Origin of the sequence: Photobacterium alginatilyticum, assembly GCF_009910675.1 — a bacterium.
In the GTDB taxonomy this organism is placed as follows: Bacteria; Pseudomonadota; Gammaproteobacteria; order Enterobacterales; family Vibrionaceae; genus Photobacterium; species Photobacterium alginatilyticum.
In genome coordinates, this window is the sequence record NZ_RSEJ01000026.1 from 1 (window position 1) to 14962 (window position 14962).

At 47.5% G+C, this 14962-nt stretch carries 10 protein-coding genes; 6 read left to right on the forward strand and 4 right to left on the reverse strand.

Features of this window, described 5'->3' with window-relative positions; genetic code table 11:
* The first annotated feature begins 585 nt into the window (after positions 1 to 585).
* The 3 genes from EIZ48_RS21065 (at position 586) to EIZ48_RS21075 (ending at position 6096) form a co-directional block, all read left to right on the forward strand.
* Positions 586 to 1776: a potassium/proton antiporter gene (locus EIZ48_RS21065; RefSeq protein ID WP_160655879.1), complete on the forward strand. Its 1191-nt coding sequence runs from the start codon at positions 586 to 588 to the stop codon at positions 1774 to 1776.
* A 189-nt stretch (positions 1777 to 1965) separates the two neighbouring features.
* Positions 1966 to 3150, forward strand: a complete 1185-nt coding sequence (malE, locus tag EIZ48_RS21070; RefSeq protein ID WP_160655882.1) for a maltose/maltodextrin ABC transporter substrate-binding protein MalE — start codon at positions 1966 to 1968, stop codon at positions 3148 to 3150.
* 150 nt (positions 3151 to 3300) lie between these two features.
* The gene (locus tag EIZ48_RS21075) at positions 3301 to 6096 is read left to right on the forward strand and encodes an amylo-alpha-1,6-glucosidase (RefSeq protein WP_160655885.1); all 2796 of its coding nucleotides are present in this window, start codon (positions 3301 to 3303) and stop codon (positions 6094 to 6096) included.
* A gap of 268 nt (positions 6097 to 6364) precedes the next feature.
* On the opposite strand, the gene EIZ48_RS21080 is transcribed toward EIZ48_RS21075, so the two are convergent.
* The 3 genes from EIZ48_RS21080 to malK form a co-directional block, all read right to left on the reverse strand.
* A complete protein-coding gene (locus EIZ48_RS21080; protein WP_160655888.1) occupies positions 6365 to 6544 on the reverse strand; it encodes a hypothetical protein in 180 nt (59 codons plus the stop codon).
* A gap of 182 nt (positions 6545 to 6726) precedes the next feature.
* Entirely contained in the window at positions 6727 to 7602 is an 876-nt protein-coding gene (locus EIZ48_RS21085; protein ID WP_160655891.1) for an alpha/beta hydrolase, read from the reverse strand.
* A 98-nt stretch (positions 7603 to 7700) separates the two neighbouring features.
* Complete coding sequence (gene malK, locus EIZ48_RS21090; protein WP_160655894.1) at positions 7701 to 8810, reverse strand: maltose/maltodextrin ABC transporter ATP-binding protein MalK; 1110 nt, start codon at positions 8808 to 8810, stop codon at positions 7701 to 7703.
* A gap of 629 nt (positions 8811 to 9439) precedes the next feature.
* Between malK and malE (EIZ48_RS21095) the strand changes: the two genes are divergently transcribed.
* The 3 genes from malE (EIZ48_RS21095) (at position 9440) to malG (ending at position 13165) form a co-directional block, all read left to right on the forward strand.
* Entirely contained in the window at positions 9440 to 10621 is a 1182-nt protein-coding gene (gene malE, locus EIZ48_RS21095; protein ID WP_075766156.1) for a maltose/maltodextrin ABC transporter substrate-binding protein MalE, read from the forward strand.
* 67 nt (positions 10622 to 10688) lie between these two features.
* Complete coding sequence (gene malF, locus EIZ48_RS21100) at positions 10689 to 12263, forward strand: maltose ABC transporter permease MalF (RefSeq protein WP_160655896.1); 1575 nt, start codon at positions 10689 to 10691, stop codon at positions 12261 to 12263.
* An 11-nt stretch (positions 12264 to 12274) separates the two neighbouring features.
* A complete protein-coding gene (malG, locus tag EIZ48_RS21105) occupies positions 12275 to 13165 on the forward strand; it encodes a maltose ABC transporter permease MalG (RefSeq protein WP_160655899.1) in 891 nt (296 codons plus the stop codon).
* A 543-nt stretch (positions 13166 to 13708) separates the two neighbouring features.
* Here the strand turns inward: malG and EIZ48_RS21110 are convergent.
* Positions 13709 to 14875 (reverse strand): GGDEF domain-containing protein, encoded by a 1167-nt coding sequence (locus tag EIZ48_RS21110; protein ID WP_240153047.1) that lies wholly within the window; start codon positions 14873 to 14875, stop codon positions 13709 to 13711.
* Between the last annotated feature and the right edge of the window lie 87 nt (positions 14876 to 14962).

Genomic DNA, 14962 nt, shown 5'->3' on the forward strand with positions numbered 1-14962 from the left:
TACCCAAGCTACCTCAAGATGCTCGTTTCAGCGAGAATTACTTGGCTTGTAGGCTAGGCACCGATTAGAAAATCTAGTGGCTCTAAATTAATAATCGGTAACAACGCATAGAAGCCAAGTAAACTCGCCCTTTGGGAGTGAGCCAGCGACCCCATTTCTGTGTCAAATAACGTTGAAAGGGAAAGCCATTCCTACCGTCATTTTCCTTGAACTGAGCTCGCTGGTCTCACTCTGAATCCTGCATCTTGAGGTAGCTTGGGTATACTGAGTACCGTGAAGTAATAAAACATATTATTATTTGGTTTCTGGGTATTTTATTGGTCTAAGTCCTTTTTTGTTTGCAAAATGTGTCTGCATGCCTTTTGTCTGTTGATCTTAATGAGCTAACTCATTACTTTTAAATGGCAGATTAGAGCGTGTCAGTCTAAGCTTTTATGAATTTGGCTGTATTTAGTTGAATCACCCCTGAATTAAATGCGATTTACGGTGCTTTCTTTAAATTGCTTCAGTCTTTGTTTGTCTTATAGCTGAATTATCGCTGCCTCTAGGTTATTTTCGTTCAGGGAACATTTTAGGAGTGTTGTATTGAGTACAGAGTTCACAATGTTGGGAATGGCCGTATTAACGGCAATAGGTATTTTGCTTCATCAGCCTTCAAAAACCCTTGGGTTGCCTTCCTTGTTGATATTTATTGGCGTCGGTCTGCTGTTTGGCAACGGCGAGTTCGATTTTGTGTACGATGATCTTGAGCTGACGTCTTTTATTGGATCTCTGGCTCTTAATGTCATTGTGTTTGTCGGAGGGCTAAATACCTCTAAGTCCAGTATTCTCGTTGCCTATAAAGAGGGGGGAATGCTGTCAACGGCTGGGGTCGTATTGACCACGGGTATTCTGGGCGGGCTTCTGTACTTTGTGCTGGATTTTGATCTTCTGACCTGCATGTTATTTGCCGCCGTCGTATCGTCTACCGATGCCGCCGCGGTGTTTTCTATTCTCGAATCGAAAAAGCTCAAGCTAAAAGAAAGTACCGATACCGTTCTTGAGTTTGAATCGGCCACCAATGACCCCGTTGCACTGTTACTGGTAGTGATCCTGACCGGGATGATTGTCAGTACCGGGCAGTCGATGGGAGCAGCCGACATTGGCATTAAACTGGTCCAGCAAATCGTCGTGGGGATCGGTGCTGGTTATCTGGTCGGGCTGGGGGGCGTGACCTTACTAAATAAAATCAAGCTTGAAGAATACGGGTTGATCCCGGTATTTATCTTGGCCTGTTTTGTCATTGCTGCTTACGGTAGTGATGTACTGGGCGGAAATATCTTGATCGCCTCCTATGTTTCCGGTGTCGTGATAGGCAATGGATTGAGACGGGGCAAGGAAGTAAGTAAACACTTCTTTAATAGTCTCTCATGGCTGGCGCAGGCATTGATGTTCATTATTCTTGGTTTGCAGTTTTTCCCCAAGGCGCTTATTGGTGACGTATGGATAGCCATTATTCCTGCATTGATCTTGATGTTAGTTGCTCGTCCACTGGCGGTCTTTATTAGCTTTTTGCCATTCAGGGCGGTCAGCACCAAGAAGAAATTCTTTATTTCTGCCATCGGGCTGAAAGGTGCGACACCCATTGTCTTTGCCTTGATCCCGGCGGCTGAAGGTGTCGCAGGGGCACTGCAAATGATGCATATGGTTTTCTTTATTGTGTTGATATCTGTGATTGTTCAGGGATGGGCGATTGAACCTTTGGCAAATAAGCTAGGGCTGAATCAAAAAGAGTAATCAGGTTTTTTATCGGTTAAGCAGGCGGCGGAGGATTACCTTCGCCGTTTGCGTTTTTGTCCAACAAAATGTGTTCAGTTTCACATAGTTGAGCAAAACAGGGTGGGGGCGTAGGGAGGGGGATGATGCTCATCTGCATGGGGGGGAGGAGAATGCCCCTGTTCACAAAAATTACAACGGAAATCGACTATGAAACGTGTTCTGAAAACTCTGACTCTTTGTTCTCTTACAACTGCGCTAGCATTTCCAATGGCAGCCTCTGCCATGCAGGAAGGTGAAATCCTGATTTGGATTAACGGCGATAAAGGTTATGACGGCCTTGCTGAAGTTGGCCGTAAGTTCGAAGAAGATACCGGCGTCAAAGTTAACGTTCAGTACCCTGAGTCTCTGGAAGCGAAATTCCAGCAAGTAGCAGCAACAGGTGGCGGTCCGGACATCATCTTCTGGGCTCATGACCGTTTTGGCGGATACGCTAAATCAGGCCTGTTGGCTGAAGTTAAACCTTCTGCAGAGTTTAAGGACAAGTTTGTCGATTTCAGCTGGGATGCGGTGACGTACGATGGCAAGCTGGTTGGCTACCCAATGGCTGTTGAGTCTCCATCTCTGATTTATAATAAAGACCTGCTTCCTGAGCCACCAAAGACATGGGAAGAGCTGTATGCCATTGAGAAGCAAATGCAGGCAAAAGGCAAGAAAGCTATCATGTGGGATGTGAAGAACGCTTACTTCACATGGCCGATGATTTCTGCCAACGGTGGTTATGCGTTTAAGAAAACCGAATCAGGCTTCGATGGCAAGCAGGTTGGTGTGAACAGCGACGCGGGTATTGCTGGTCTGAGCTTCCTGGTTGACTTGGCGAAGAAAAATGTTATTTCACCGGATATGGATTACGCGGTCTCTGAATCTGAATTCAACAAAGGTAATGTCGCGATGACCATCAATGGTCCATGGTCGTGGGGTAACCTTGAAAAATCAAACCTAAACTACGGTGTTGCTGTACTGCCGACGCTTAACGGTGGTGCTTCTAACCCATTCGTTGGTGTACTGAGTGCCGGTATCAACGCCGCTAGCCCGAACCAGGACCTGTCTGTTGAGTTCCTTGAGAATTACCTGCTAACCAACGAAGGCCTGAAGATGGTTAATGATGACAAGCCTCTTGGTGCGGTAACGCTGAAATCATTCCAGAATATCCTGGCTAAAGACAGCCGTATTGCGGCTACGATGACCAATGCCCAAAACGGTGAAATCATGCCTAACATTCCTGAAATGACGGCTTACTGGTTCGCTGAAGGTGCAGCTATCGAAAATGCACTGCTTGGTCGTCAGACAGTTAAAGAAGCGTTGGATACCGCGGCTTCTCAGATTAACAAGTAAGACGATTGTGAGCCTCTAATATGGCAATAGCAACGTTATAGCAATCAAATCAATGCGCAGCCTAGTCTGCGCATTGTGCTATCTGAATAAGACATTTCTGCATTTGATATCAAGTAAAAACGATATATCGCTTATTGATAAGGAATATATGTGAACGGGTTAGAACAAGCTCCGTATAAAGAACAGTTGTACGTAAAGGGGACGTTTAATGGCTGGGGAGATGATACTCCAATGGCCTATATGGGCGAGGGATGCTATCAGGCGGTCATTTGTCTGTCGGCAGATCAGCACAGCTTTAAGGTTTCGGATCAGCAAGGCAGTGAACAGCTGACTTTTTCTGCTGACAAATACAAGGCAGTATCATGCTTTGTCGATCAGTCTCAGCCGTTAATCGCAGCCAAAGGGATCGGCAATGATCTGTCATTCCTGGCCCCTGAGACCGGCCTTTATACTGTTTCGTTGACCGTGACGGCAGGTAAGCCTTCTTTGTTGATTGCGAAGGGCGGCGAAAATCGAGATGCCGAGCCGAGCCGTGATTTGGTTCAGGCTGATTTTTCCATCGTGGCAGAATCGGGTTCATTACAGGCGAAGCCCGAGCCAGTATTGGCTCCTGATGCATTGTTCGAACAACTGGCTATCACCGCCGATAGCAGTGTCCCGTTTGTTTTTGGCGATAATGTTGATGGTTATTTTGAAGGTGTCACCCATGGGTTTGTGGCAGCCGGTAAATACCGCCATAAACAAGGTTGGTATCTGGGGACATTTGCGTCTTTTGTCGATGGAAAGATTAATGACAAGAACGTTGCACCCGAAGCGGCGATTTTCCCTTATGGCGTCACTCATCATTATGACAATGGGGCTTCAGATACCTTTACGTTGCTGACCCAGCAGCGTGCAGCGGCAATCAAAGCTTGTTCAGAGCACGCGGCGAAACTGGCGATTGCGCCGCAGCTGAATCTTGCGATCAATGCTTCGACGGCCACCTGTTTTGATAACGGCGTGGTGTATGCGCTTGATCCGGCGCTGAGACAGGACAACACCCCGTCATTTATCGCGGTGACTGCCAACCGGGCTTTCCGCTTCAAGGAGTCAACGTTTGCAGATCTTCCTGCTTTGAACGATGTGGTGCACCTAAGTGGCAGCCATGTTAAACCTGTGATTGAAACCCTTGAAAAAGAAACCAGTCTTACGCTTTATCTGACATTTGCAGAAACGGAAGCAGAGGCGGTCGCACAGGCCAATAAGCTGTTGGAGCAGGACGGTTATACCCGCCACCAGCAAAAAACTTATAACATGTTGACGCAGTCGTACCTTTGGACATCGGACCTCGAGTATAACCGCGCGCTGATGTGGGCCAAGGCGTCAGGCAAGGTGTTTGTTTCCAACGAGTTTGGCAAAGGGATCTGGGCCGGATTACCGTGGTTTAAAGACTGCTGGGGCCGCGACTCCTTCATTGCCTTGCCGGGTATTACATTGGTTAACGGGGATTTTGATGATGCAAAAACCATCATCGATAACTTTGCCTCGATGCAGCTGACAGACGAGCAAAGCATCAACTATGGTCGGATCCCTAACCGGGTGACCAGTCTGACCAATATGATTTACAACACCACGGACGGTACACCTTGGATGGTGAGGGAGGTGTGGGATTATCTGAGGTACAGTGGTGATCTTGAGTATGCCAAATCGATTTATCCGGTAGTCCAAACTTATATCGACGGTATCGAGAAAAATTACCTTGATGAGCACGGCCTGATGACACACCGGGATCCCGATACCTGGATGGATGCCAAACTAGAAGGCAAGCTGCCGTGGTCTGCCCGGGGCAACCGTGCCAACGACATTCAGGCGTTGTGGTACACCAGCCTGAAGGTAGCTGTAGAGCTGGCAAGGCTGAATGACGATCTGGAATCAGCGTTGCATTATCGCACGCTTGCCGATAAGGTGCAGTCGAGCTTCCAGGCAATGTTCTGGGATGAGAGCAAAGAGCTGCTGGCAGATCGTTTGCGGGAAGATAACAGCCGTGACTTGCAGATACGTCCTAATCAGCTGATGACATTGACCGTACCGTTTGACGGTGGCCTGGTTGATAAAACAACCGGGGCGAAGGTGGTGAAAAATGCGGTGACTGAACTGCTGTTCCCGTGGGGGATCACGTCACTTTCTCAGTATGATCCCGACTTTCATCCTTATCACGCGAACCGTGAGGAATATCATAAGGATGCCGCCTATCATAACGGCACAATCTGGGGCTGGAATGCGGGCTTTACGGTTTCAAGCTTAATCGCTTACGGCTATGCTGACTTTGCTTACCAGCTGACCAAGGATCTGTCGCGACAGATCTTGTCTATCGGTCATCGAGGAACAATGAGCGAGAACCTGGATGCGTTTTTGGATACCGAAGGTGAAGTGACGACGACAGGTACCTATGCTCAGGCATGGTCTGTTTCCGAGTTTACCCGTAACGGCTATCAGGATTATATGGGCTTTGCTCCGAACTTAATGGCTGATAGAGTGACACTGTCACCTTGTCTGCCGTCGACGTGGCACTCAGCCCATGCGTTATTGCGCTTTGGTACTGATAATGCGCTGAACGTCGCTATTGATCGCACCGAAGGGGGCGTAGAGAGCTACCAGTTGAGTTATACACATGCATCCGGCGAATTGCTTGAGCTGCTCCTAACGGCTGATAACAAGGCTAAATACCGGCTTGAACTCGAGCTGGGGGAGGAGCCGGTTAATGTACGTTTTGACCCATTAGCCATTGAAGCCGAAGTAAACGGCAAATGTATGGCGCTGGTTTGTGTTCAGCCTAGCTACCAGGACCAAATGGGCCATCTGAGGTTCGCCAAGCCTGATCTTACGATCGGGTTCCCTGTGTTAAAAGGGCAGCACGTTTTGCAAAAATACGTAGAGGATAGTGGTCTCGTCAAGGCGGGAGACTAGTCATACGCCCCCATGATTACAGAGCCCCATGGTTCCCATAGTTACAGAGAGTAGTTACTGAGCCATAGTTATTGAACCATTGTTACCGAGCATGGTTCTAGCCGGTGCTTAGTTGGGGGAAGTCAAAAGGCGCAGCTTTATTAGCTGCGCCTTTCGTTTATGGAGTTGATGCTGAGCTAATCATACCGGTGAGGGTATCTAGCTTGGCTATAGGTTACTGGTATGCATAAGGTGCTGGGCACCGCTTGAAAGCCGGGTATGCCATTGTTTACTCATCGATAAATACTTTCCCTTCTATTGAATAGGGCTCGTTATCGTCATAGAGGTGTGAGTTTCCCTTGAGCCTTTTGACTTTTGCTTCAAGCGCTTTTGCCTCCTGGTAATTGCCTTCCTGATAAGCCATATAGATTAGCTGCTCGATATCTTCAATTCTGTCGTGGCTGCTCATGTAATGATCCTCCATCAAAGATACATCCAGATATCTTTACCGGTGTTATTTGGACCGGGTGTAATTTATTCCGGGTCATTATTTGCTCGTGTGTGCCTTGCGGCGCCAACAACCCCAGACTGTTTAAGTTTAGGTGTGAAGCGGGTTCCCCTCCACCAATTTACTGTTGAAAGGGCTCAGGTTCAGCGTGCAGAAAGTTGCCTCACCATATCAGGGAAACGCTGTGCCCAGGCACTTTCACTGTGCACGGCATCTTGTTCAACAGTAAGGCTACAGCTTAGCATGTTGCTTTTGTCCTGAAGCAACTGGTGAATACGCTTGGCACCGTTAAAATAGACAGAGGGAAATGCTGCAATCGAGTGGTCGCTGGTTTCTTCGGTGCCAATATCCATATAGATATTCAGCGGCAATAAGACAGCCGTTTGCTGGATAAAGTTTTCTATTGGTTTGTCGGCAAACCAGAACGCTGGTGAAAACACACCGGCATTGGCAAAGCTTTGCTGATAGCGAAGGGCAATGTATAAGCTGATCAGCCCGCCCATTGAGCTGCCGGCAACCGTCGTATATTCCCGTTCTTTTCGGGTACGGTAATGCTGGTCGATATAGGGCTTGAGGGTGTCGGCGATAAAAGCACCATAGGCTTCACCTTCGCCGCCGAGTGTGAGCTTGAAGTCATTCCATCCATCGAGCCCTGAGTCCAGCTCACAGGGCCATGGCGAGTATTCATTCATCCGTCCGAAGCCATTATGTAGCGGACTGTTATCGACAGCGACAATGATGACGCCATCCGTTTCACCGTTAGCCTGCATATGATCAAGTTGCTCGCCAGCCTGCCAACTCATGCCTGAAATACAAAGCTCCGGCTCGAAGACATTCTGCCCGTCATGCATATAGATGACCGGGTATCGCTTGCTGCTGGTTGCGTAGTCTTCAGGCAGGTAAATACGTACAAGTCGGCGGCGGTTGAGCTGAGGTATGTCAAACTCTTTTAGCAAGATCATGCGACTAGGATCATAGCTCTTTACTCGGGCATCGAAAGGGCTGGTGTGTGGTGTCATCGCGGGCTCCAACAATTGCTTAGTTTGTGTAACTGACAGGTACAAAAAAGCGCTGTTAGAATTTAACAGCGCTTTTGTCTAGGGGGAAAGAGTTTGGCTTATACGCCCGGCTCTTTGTATAGACGACGACAAGCTTTACCGTCGCTGTGGAACAGGTGACAGCGGTGGGCAGGAATACCCACCTTAAATTTGTCACCTGCTTCGAGATCTAGTGTATCCGGACGGCGGTAGATAAAGTCAGCATCCATATGCTCAAGGTGCAAGTAAGCTTGAGTCTCATAGCCTAGTTTTTCGATGACCTGTATCTTACCTTCGACACACACATCACCTTCTTCACAAGATACCAGATGCTCTGGGCGAATACCCAGTGACATACGATCACCCTTGTTAACAGTGCTGCCGTCAACCGGGATCCAGAATGTGTTTCCGTCGCCCATCTGGACCATTACACGTTCATCTTCGACCTGCTCAACGTTCACGCTCATGAAGTTCATTTTCGGTGAGCCGATAAACCCTGCAACAAAACGGTTCTGTGGGTAGTGGTAGAGTTCAAGAGGCTTACCAACCTGAGATACATAACCACCATCAAGAACAACGATTTTCTCTGCCATGGTCATGGCTTCAATCTGATCGTGTGTTACGTAGATCATGGTACAGCCAAGTTGTTTGTGTAGCTTGGCAATCTCGATACGCATCTGTACACGAAGAGCGGCATCAAGGTTAGATAGCGGCTCATCAAGCAGGAAGACATCTGGTTGGGAGACAAGCGTACGGCCGATTGCAACACGCTGACGCTGACCACCAGAAAGCGCCTTAGGCTGGCGATCCAGCAGGTGACCAAGCTGAAGAATGTCAGCAGCATGATCAACACGCTTTTTGATTTCTTTCTTGTCAGCCTTAGCCAGTTTCATACCGAACGACATGTTGTCGAACAGGTTAAGGTGCGGGTACAAAGCATAAGATTGGAATACCATGCCGACACCGCGCTCAGAAGGAGGAACATCGTTCATTCGCTCCTCACCGATGTACAGGTCACCTGATGTAATATCTTCCAAACCTGCGATACAACGAAGAAGGGTAGACTTGCCGCAGCCTGATGGCCCTACAAATACAACGAATTCGCCTTCGGCAATATCGAGATCAACATTTTTGGAAATCAGGTTATCTCCATATGCTTTACATACATTTCGTAAAGTGACACTCGTCATCGAGCCTATTCCTCTAAGTTTGTTGTAGCCTGTAAGGCGTGTTCATACGGCATGATATTCATGCCTGGCCTTACGGGTAAAGAATTTTTAGGTGTAGTGAAGAAAAAAATGGGTAGCGTGAGTATCACTCAGGCAGTGGAATGAATTGCTACCCTGACCAAATCCACCTTACTTACTTCCCCAAGAAGTAAGGCGGTGCTGTCGTTTCCAATTAAAGTGGTTACTACTAAAAAGTCAAAACTGCGAAATAGAACAGTAAAAGTCTCTTCATCTACCCCGTTGGGTATGAGGCTATTCTCACCCACCTGTCACGGTGAAACATCCTCCTTTGTCAGAATTAAAAAGGGGGATGAGGGGGGGAGGAGTGTTTAGATCACACTTTGATATTCCTGTTGCTGATGTGGGTATTTAATCGAAGTACTATGTGCGTTGCATCACATTCAGGTGTCTTTTTTAGATCTGCGTCACTAAGCCGGACGACGCAGATCACGCTTTTAAATCTCAGGGTCAGGGGGCGTAGGGCACAGGATGATGCCGAGTGCTGATTCCTGATAGATGATACAACCTGCAAATTGTGCTGCAGAGTGTCTCTGCGGTACGACATATAACAATCATGAAGGATGTTAAAAATGAAGAAAGTCCTCAGCACTGTAGCTTTTTGTACCCTTGCCGCACTTGGCTCTGTAAATGCACATGCCGCGATTGAAGAAGGTCAACTTACTATCTGGATCAATGGCGACAAAGGTTATAACGGCCTGGCTGAAGTTGGTAAGCAGTTTGAAGAAGACACAGGTGTTAAAGTAACGGTTGCTTTCCCTGATGGTCTGTCTGAGAAGTTCCCTCAGGTTGCTGCAGCAGGTGATGGTCCGGATATCGTATTCTGGGCACACGACCGTTTTGGCGGCTATGCTAAATCTGGTCTGTTGGCTGAAATTAAGCCATCTAAAGAAGTAAAAGACAAAATCATTGACTTCACTTGGGATGCTGTCCAGTACGACGGTAAGTACATCGGCTACCCAGTTGCTGTTGAAGCACTTTCTCTGATTTATAACAAGGATCTTGTTCCAAACCCACCTAAGAACTGGGAAGACGTTGAAGCACTAGACAAGAAGCTTCAGAAAGATGGCAAGAAAGCTATCATGTGGAACCTGAAAGAACCGTACTTCACATGGCCGCTACTATCGGCTGATGGCGGTTATGCGTTCAAGTTCACTGCGAGCGGATACGACGTGAAAGATGTGGGTGTGAATAACGCTGGCGCGAAACGTGGTATGAACTTCATCAAGTCTTTGGTAGACAAGAAAGTCATCTCGCCAGATATGGACTACAGCGTATCTGAAGCTGAGTTCAACAAAGGTAATGTGGCAATGACTATCAACGGCCCATGGTCTTGGGGCAACGTTGAGAAGTCTGGTATCAACTACGGTGTAACTGTTCTGCCTAAGCTGAACGGTAGCCCATCTAAGCCGTTTGTCGGCATCCTGACTGCGGGTATCAGCTCTGCATCGCCAAACCAGGATCTAGCGGTTGAGTTCATCGAGAACTACCTACTGACTGACGAAGGTCTGGGTAAAGTTAATGATGACAAGCCTCTTGGTGCGGTAGCTCTGAAATCATTCCAGAAGAAGCTAGACAAAGATGTTCGCATTGCAGCCACTATGGATAACGCAATGAACGGTGAAATCATGCCGAACGTTCCACAGATGGCAGCATTCTGGTACGCCCAGGGTAATGCAATCAAGAACGTTGTTGATGGCCGTCAGGACATTAATGGTGCGCTAGACGAAGCTGCGGGCCACATGCTTAAGTAATACCTTTTTGCGGGGAGGGGTAACTCTCCCCATTTTATTGTCATTTTTTTGCTAGCAAGGAGCTGAGATGCAGTCAGTTCAAGGTGCAGGACTTTTGGAACCACAACAGGAAAGTCCTAAATTAAATTATCGCAAGTGGCTGAAATGGTCGCTTCTGGGCATGATCGGCGCAGTTAATGGTTATGCTACCGTATTAATGTATGCACAAGGTGAAATGCCTTTTGCACTTCTTACCGTTGTCCTAACCGCACTTGCTCTTTATATTTTTGGAAGCAACAAAACTTACGCCCACCGTTACATCTTCCCTGGTATTGCAGGGATGCTTATTTTCATTATTTTCCCATTGGTGTATACCGTTGGGCTTGCTTTTACTAACTACAGTGCATCGAACCAGCTAACACTGGAAAGAACACAGGCTGTTCTGGAGCAGAGAAGCTTCCAGTCTGGTGAGAGTTACCGCTTTGATTTGTACAAAGTGGATAACGGCCACCAGTTGGTAATCAAGGCGAACGGTGAACTGCTGGCTTCTGACGTTTTTGACCTTGCCGCTCCGAGAGAGGACGCGATGAGCCTGCGCGCTGTTGACAGCGTTCAGGGTGAGAAAGAGAAGATCAAGGCGATCGTTCAAAACCGAGCCAGCTTGTCAAAAGTTGAATTGGTTATGCCAGGCGGCCATGAGATCAGAATGAGTGGCTTGCGTAAGTTTGCAGCCGACACTCCTCTGTTTACGCTGCAGGAAGACGGCCTGACTATGCTGAACAATCAAACTCAGCAGCTGTATAAGCCGAACATGGAGGTAGGTTTCTACCAGCCTGTCGACGCTGACGGCAACTTTGTCGGCAAGACTATCTCTCCGGGATTTGCTGTCGGTGTTGGTACCGCTAACTTCGAGCGAGTGATGACGGATGATGGTATTAAAGAACCTTTTATCGGTATCTTTATCTGGACTGTTGTTTTTGCTTTCCTGGCGGTCGCTTTAACACTGGCCTTAGGTATGGTACTAGCGTGTCTCGTTCAGTGGGAGCCATTGAAAGGCAGCAGTATTTATCGCGTACTTCTAATTCTTCCTTATGCGGTACCGGCGTTCATTTCCATTCTGATATTCAAGGGTTTATTTAACCAGAGCTTTGGTGAGATAAACTTGTTCCTTGAAGCTATATTCGGTATTAAGCCATCGTGGTTCTCTGATCCTATTATGGCAAGGGTCATGGTGGTGCTGGTCAATACCTGGTTGGGTTTCCCTTACATGATGATCTTGTGTATGGGCTTGTTGAAATCTATTCCGTCTGATTTATACGAGGCCTCTGCGATTGATGGCGCGGGTCCGATTCAGAACTTCTTCAACATTACACTACCGATGTTGATCAAGCCGCTGACACCGCTACTTATTGCGAGTTTCGCATTTAACTTCAATAACTTTGTAATGATTCAGCTACTGACTGCTGGTGGTCCGAACATGGTGGGTACTTCAGAACCTGCTGGATATACGGATCTGCTCGTAAGCTATACCTACCGTATCGCTTTCGAAGGCGGCGGCGGTCAGGACTTTGGTCTTGCTGGTGCAATCGCGACAATTATTTTCTTACTGGTGGGTGGTATGGCACTACTTAATCTTCGATTCACTAAGCTTTCACAGGACTAAGGAGAGACGTTATGGCTATGGTTCCATCAAAGTCATTGAAGTACAGGGTATGGGCAACACATATCGGCTTATGTATTTTCTTATCAATGATTATCTTTCCGTTGTTAATGATCATTGCGATTTCATTCCGTGAAGGTAACTTTGCCGGTGGTGAGATAATTCCAACTCATCCAACATTGGATCACTGGCGTCTGGCATTAGGTTTTGCGGTAACTAACAGTGACGGTACGGTAACACCACCGCCATTCCCTGTACTGCTGTGGCTGTGGAATACCGTGAAAGTTGCAGGTATTACCTCAATTATCATTGTTGCACTGTCGACAACCAGTGCTTATGCATTTGCCCGTATGCGTTTTAAAGGTAAAGACACCATCCTTAAAGGGATGATGATTTTCCAGATGTTCCCAGCTGTTCTGGCTCTGGTTGCCCTATACGCATTGTTTGACCGTTTAGGCCAGTACATTCCGTTCATGGGACTGAATACGCATGGTGGTTTGATTTTCTCTTACCTGGGGGGTATCGCTCTTCACGTCTGGACTATCAAGGGCTACTTTGAAACGATTGACGTTTCACTTGAAGAGGCAGCAGCACTTGATGGCGCAACGCCTTGGCAAGCATTCCGTTATGTTCTGCTTCCACTATCAGTGCCAATTCTAGCGGTAGTATTCATTCTGTCGTTCATCGGTCTGGTTGGAGAAGTACCTGTAGCATCGTTGCTACTAACGGATGTGGAGAATTACACCCTGGCAGTAGGTATGCAGCAGTACTTGTATCCTCAGAACTACCTGTGGGGCGATTTCGCGGCAGCTGCGGTACTATCAGCAATTCCAATTACTATCGTGTTCTTGCTGGCTCAGAAGTTCCTTGTAGGTGGCTTGACAGCTGGTGGCGTGAAAGGTTAACTGGTTATCATATAACAACAAAAGGCCTGTCTTCGGACAGGTCTTTTTTTATCTCTTAAGAAAGTCGCTGATTATCTACCCTTCCCGCATTTCAATTGCTCTCGTTCCAGGAAATAAACATCAAATACGATAATGCCGAAGGATAAGAGGATATCTCAATTCACTGCATTTTTAGTTTTAAAGCGCGGCATTGGCTGCTAGTATAATGCGCATAAGGTATTAATTTTCCTCGTGAGCTTATTGTCAGTTATTGGTCTGGGCTCGGGTGATTAGATTTCCACGGGAAGCTCTGAGATGAGAGTGCTTTCTGGTAAGTATTAAGAATAACAATAACGCTCATTTTGCTTATGGTGAGCGACTCCCAAGTGCAGTACCTGACAATGGTTTGGCCGCCGATCTGTTAGGGCTCTCTGTACTTAACCTTATATTGGCGTTGCTGCATAGCTGGACTTATTCTTCTGCTAGCAATAGGAAAAGATAAGTTTTATTGGTAACCGATACCCGATGATTTCATCGGGTTTTTTATTTCTGGTGAGAAGGTTGTTACTGACTGACTTTATTACGGCCTGATTTTTTGGCTTTATACAGTGCCTCATCGGCAGCCTTAAGAACGGCGGCAGGGTTGTGATCGGGAAAGCTGTCGGCAAGGCCGATACTCACTGTGACGGTAACAGTCTCCTGTTTAGACTGCTTTTTCCGCATTTTTACGCCTTTCTGGTTGTTTGAAGGCCGATCATCGTATTGGCGAATGACCATCTCATAGTTGGCAATATCTTGCCTGAGCTGATCGAGATGATCGATACACTCGTTACTTTCTTTCCCTTTAAATAGCACGGTGAACTCTTCTCCGCCATAGCGGAATACCTCAGCACCGCCTCTTACTCGCTGCATAAACTGGGCAACTAGCCGTAAAACATCATCACCTGTTTTATGTCCGTGTGTGTCATTGAATTTCTTGAAGTGGTCAACATCAAGCATCGCCAGCGTATAGGTTCGACCTAGGTGCTTGAGCTCAGTTTCTAGCGCGCGGCGGCCGGGGATCCCCGTTAACTGGTCGACATAGGCCAGTTCATGGCTACAGGTGATGAGGTTAAGCAGCAGCAGTACTGCTGCGACCGAGAAGGCCGTTGATGATATGAAGTCCTGGTCAAACGCACTGAAGGTGATACCGGCAAACAGCAGGCTGGTAAAGATGGCCTGATCGTAGCCATGATTACGTTTGAGGATAGCAGAGCCGCAGGCAAGTCCAACGCTCAGATAAAGCAAGATCAGCAGCACAGGGAGAGGGGAGATATCTGGCAGTGCATAGAGGTAGCTATCCCATAGCCCGCTGAGGTCCTGCCCGGCAAAATGATTAACAACCAACGCCCCCCAGGCAAGCTGGCAGACGAGAAAGATTAGGTAGCCCGTGCCAAAGCGGGAAAATAGCCGTCGTTCCGGGAGCAGGTGAAGTTGTAGCAGATTCAACGGCAGCAGGGTAGCCAGCAACACGTAGATAATACGTGTTTGGTTATCTGAGAGCGGAGACTGCAGATAGTTCTGGATGATGTAAAAGGCAACCATCATCAGTAAGGCTGTCAGCGCTGTTTTCCCCTGATTGAAGGGCTGACTCAAAAGAATAACGAGGCTTAGCAATACGTAAGGCAGTACCAGCAATAACCCGCGGTAAGGGGAAAAGCTAACCAGTACCGACTCTAATGAGAATATCATTAAAACAGCAAGTATTAACGGCAGTCCGAAGCGAACGCCTGCGCTTCTAAATATTGCAAATGAAATCGATGGCATTACAACCTGTTT

Bases quoted from the DNA above. Each gene is read 5' to 3' on its own strand.
- malE (WP_160655882.1), top strand. From the start codon at position 1,966: ATGAAACGTGTTCTGAAAACTCTGACTCTTTGTTCTCTTACAACTGCG.
- EIZ48_RS21080 (WP_160655888.1), bottom strand. From the start codon at position 6,544: ATGAGCAGCCACGACAGAATTGAAGATATCGAGCAGCTAATCTATATG.
- EIZ48_RS21085 (WP_160655891.1), bottom strand. From the start codon at position 7,602: ATGACACCACACACCAGCCCTTTCGATGCCCGAGTAAAGAGCTATGAT.
- malK (WP_160655894.1), bottom strand. From the start codon at position 8,810: ATGACGAGTGTCACTTTACGAAATGTATGTAAAGCATATGGAGATAAC.
- malE (WP_075766156.1), top strand. From the start codon at position 9,440: ATGAAGAAAGTCCTCAGCACTGTAGCTTTTTGTACCCTTGCCGCACTT.
- malF (WP_160655896.1), top strand. From the start codon at position 10,689: ATGCAGTCAGTTCAAGGTGCAGGACTTTTGGAACCACAACAGGAAAGT.
- malG (WP_160655899.1), top strand. From the start codon at position 12,275: ATGGCTATGGTTCCATCAAAGTCATTGAAGTACAGGGTATGGGCAACA.
- EIZ48_RS21110 (WP_240153047.1), bottom strand. From the start codon at position 14,875: ATGATATTCTCATTAGAGTCGGTACTGGTTAGCTTTTCCCCTTACCGC.